This window comes from Microcoleus sp. OTE_8_concoct_300 (assembly GCF_031383065.1).
Lineage (GTDB): Bacteria > Cyanobacteriota > Cyanobacteriia > Cyanobacteriales > Microcoleaceae > Microcoleus.
Window position 1 is genome coordinate 1 of the sequence record NZ_JANMZH010000198.1, and the last position, 3,198, is coordinate 3,198.

2 protein-coding genes and 1 pseudogene are annotated in these 3,198 nt (G+C 47.7%); all 3 read right to left on the reverse strand.

Annotated features, from left to right (window positions below; all coding sequences use genetic code 11):
* Window positions 1–540 (reverse strand): ABC transporter transmembrane domain-containing protein (locus ACUVJL_RS09670; protein ID WP_445245641.1); only part of this gene is annotated, 540 nt, incomplete at its 3' end.
* Window positions 541–642: 102 nt separating this feature from the next.
* Window positions 643–2,106 (reverse strand): RtcB family protein, encoded by a 1,464-nt coding sequence (locus ACUVJL_RS09675; protein WP_445245642.1) that lies wholly within the window; start codon window positions 2,104–2,106, stop codon window positions 643–645.
* 353 nt (window positions 2,107–2,459) lie between these two features.
* Window positions 2,460–3,198: pseudogene (locus ACUVJL_RS09680) on the reverse strand (amino acid permease); the annotation flags it as partial.

A 3,198-nucleotide genomic window follows, 5' to 3' on the forward strand; every position in this document is an offset into this window, starting at 1 on the left:
AGGAGATGCAGCAAAAAAAGCCGCGCCAATCACAACAACCGTTGTCATTACCTGAATTACCTCATTAGCGCCGTCGTCCAAAAAACGTTCGAGTTGATTGATATCATCATTGAGAATAGAAATCAAACCGCCCGTGCTGCGTTCTTCAAAATAAGCTAATTCTAATTCCTGCAAATGGCTGTAAGCTTCCAGACGCAAATCGTGTTCAATATCCTGAGCCAAATTGCGCCACAAATAATCATAGGCATATTCAAAAATAGATTCCAACGCCCAAACAACCGCGCTCAAAAGAGTGATAATTGCCAGTTGCCAAAAGACATCTTTTATGCCCCACTGAGCGAGGAGAGAATCTTGCTGTTTCACCACCACATCAACGGCAATACCGATTAATGCTGGCGGCGCTAAATCAAAGAATTTATTCAGCAGCGAACTGATACTTGCCAGCCAAGCTTTCACGCGGTAGCGGCGCCCGTACTTCAGCAGCCGCTTTAGGGGATGGACAGGTTTTGATGGATTTGGTGATACTTGAGAATCATTCATAGGGCATGGGGTATCGGAAATAGGGCCGAGAATTAAAAATTAGTAGGGTATTCGGCGCGCACCTTACCCTGGTTTAATTTTTAATTCTCAAATGCCCCGTTCCTAGGCTTTAAACGTTAACACTGGATTCATTTTAGCGACTACACCCACTATTTGCGCCTCAACCTGAACGTCAATTACTGGTTGAATTGGCTTGTAAGCGGCCGGTGCTTCTTCAATTCTGCGTTCTTCGCGCCAGGTAATGCAATCTACGCCGGTTAATCCCAAAGCGGAGTCAGTTTTGTCAGCACCTGCGCGACTCATATCGAAGCGCGATCGCGCCCTACCTGCACCGTGAGAAGCCGATCGCAAAAATCGATCGTTCCCCGAACCAACCAGCAAAAAAGACGGCGCGCCCATAGAACCCGGTACAATTACAGGCTGACCGGAATGTGCGGGACAAGCGCCTTTGCGCGTTACCCAGCCGGCACCTTCAGCTAAAGTGATATTGTGAGGCAAATCGTAAACTAAGGGAGCTTCCACATCGCCGAAAACTTGTCGCAAACGCCAGCGCAGAAGTTCTGCTAGCAGCAAACGGTTGATAAAACCGTAGTTAGCGGCGGTTGCTTCCGCTTGCAGGTAGCTGTTGACAAGTTCGGGATTTGCTGCGACAGACAGCGGGAAAAGCCGGGATTCAGGATGTTTCAGAGTTTTCGGCCAGGCGTCGCAAGCTCGATCGCGCCACATTCCGCCGATGTATTTGCCGACATTCCGCGAACCCGAGTGAATCATGAAAGCGATTTGTCCCGATCGAACTCCCCAAGTATAAGCCGTAGCTCGATCGATAACTTCCTCAACCACTTGAATTTCGACAAAGTGATTGCCGCCACCGATGGTAGCTAACCCGCCATCCCTGACTAAGCCGTCATTTGGGACTAATTCTTCGGGAGCCCATTTGACATCGCCATTCATGGAACCGCCGAGGAAAGTGCGATCGCACTCTGTGGCCAACTGCTCGAAATCCGAATTAGCCGCGCTGCCGGTTGCCTTGTCTGGCATACCATCTAGCCATCCGGGAATCCCGTGTTGGAACATGGCGCGAGCAGTTTTTGCAGTCATGCTGACATCGCGAGTACCGAAGAAATAATCGCCTTTGAGCAATTCTACAAATCGATCGCGCTGACTGAGGAATTGTTCGATCGACAAATCCGCAACGTGTAACCGCATCCCGCAGTTGATATCGGAACCGGTAGCTGCCGGAATCACCATTCCTGCTGTTTCTACGATCGAGCCGATCGCCACCCCCGAATCCCCCGGATGGAAGTCAGGAGTAGCGCAGGCGCGGCAAACGCAGCCGCCTTGAGGGTGTCGAACATTCGCCAAATTTGCTAATTGTTTGAGCGCCTTTGCTTCCACAGGAAAATCCTCTGGCAGCAAAACTTCTGCTGTTGGAGCATCGGCATCTTGCCAGTGTACTTTCAAAGAACTATTGAGACAAATCGAGTAGACTTTATTGTCGTAACTAACATCAAGACCTTGCCGAGACAAAGCTCGCAAAAGCCTGTTCAAGTTTTTTGGCTGCTGCATAAATAGTCTGATGCGGGTTGCATAGCAACCCCCAAAAGTTGAAGAGATTTTTTAGGGAACAAAAGACTTGGGTTCAGCAGCCGCAATCTTTTTCAAGATAAGTTGAAAGGCAACTTTTCTCATGACTCAACTTATAACCTATAATTTTTGATATGTCAACCCTTTCATTGAATTTTTAATAAATATATATGATTTACCAAGCGGTGTCAGAAACCCGGTTTCTGCCTAAAAAAATCGCATCCAAACCAAAGATTTTGCGAAGAAACCGGGTTTCTTGGGCCAGCGCGTCCGACCGCATTCCAGTCTTCATTGCCAGGAAGTAGGGGTAATCCCCCGTGGTTGGCCATCCCCACTTAAAGAAAATACCTCACCGTTGTTACAACCCGACTTTTTTTAGCCCGCAAAGCCGCTTTCAAAAAGAAAGCAGTTTGATTGTGCAGCAGTCCCTCCCACCAATTTCGCGTCACAAAAGCCGGAATTATCAGCGTTAAATATACTCCCGGTCGCTGCTCTTCAAACAAAGTCAAAAAGTGCGTCAAAGCTTCACCAACAGAACGGTAAGGCGATTCCAGAATTTCCAAAGGAATATCTGACTGCAAATCTTTCCAAGCTAATTGTAATTTTTCTCGATCGGTCAAACCAATATCTACGTGAACTGCCACAACTTCATCAGAAATTAAACGAGCGTAATCAAGGGCCTCGAAAGTTCCCCGGTGCAACTGCCCGACTAACACCACTGCCGGATGTGTCACCTTCTTAACTTTAGGTCTGGGAAGATAAGACCTCGGTTCTATTCCCTGAATGCTCAACCTAGCCGCTACATACCGATAGTGTCGGTGAATAGCTAAAAATAGACTGACTACGATCGGAATAGTTACTACGACAACCCAAGCTCCCAACAGGAATTTTGTAGCGAGAATTACAGCCAAAACTCCCGTTGTTGCCACTGCACCAATACCGTTCATCACAGCACTAACTTGCCAACCTTTACCTCGTTCCTTAAACCAGTGAATTACCATTCCCGATTGGGACAGAGTAAAAGAAGTGAAAACTCCAACCGCATACAGGGGAAGCACCGCACTTGTATTGCCT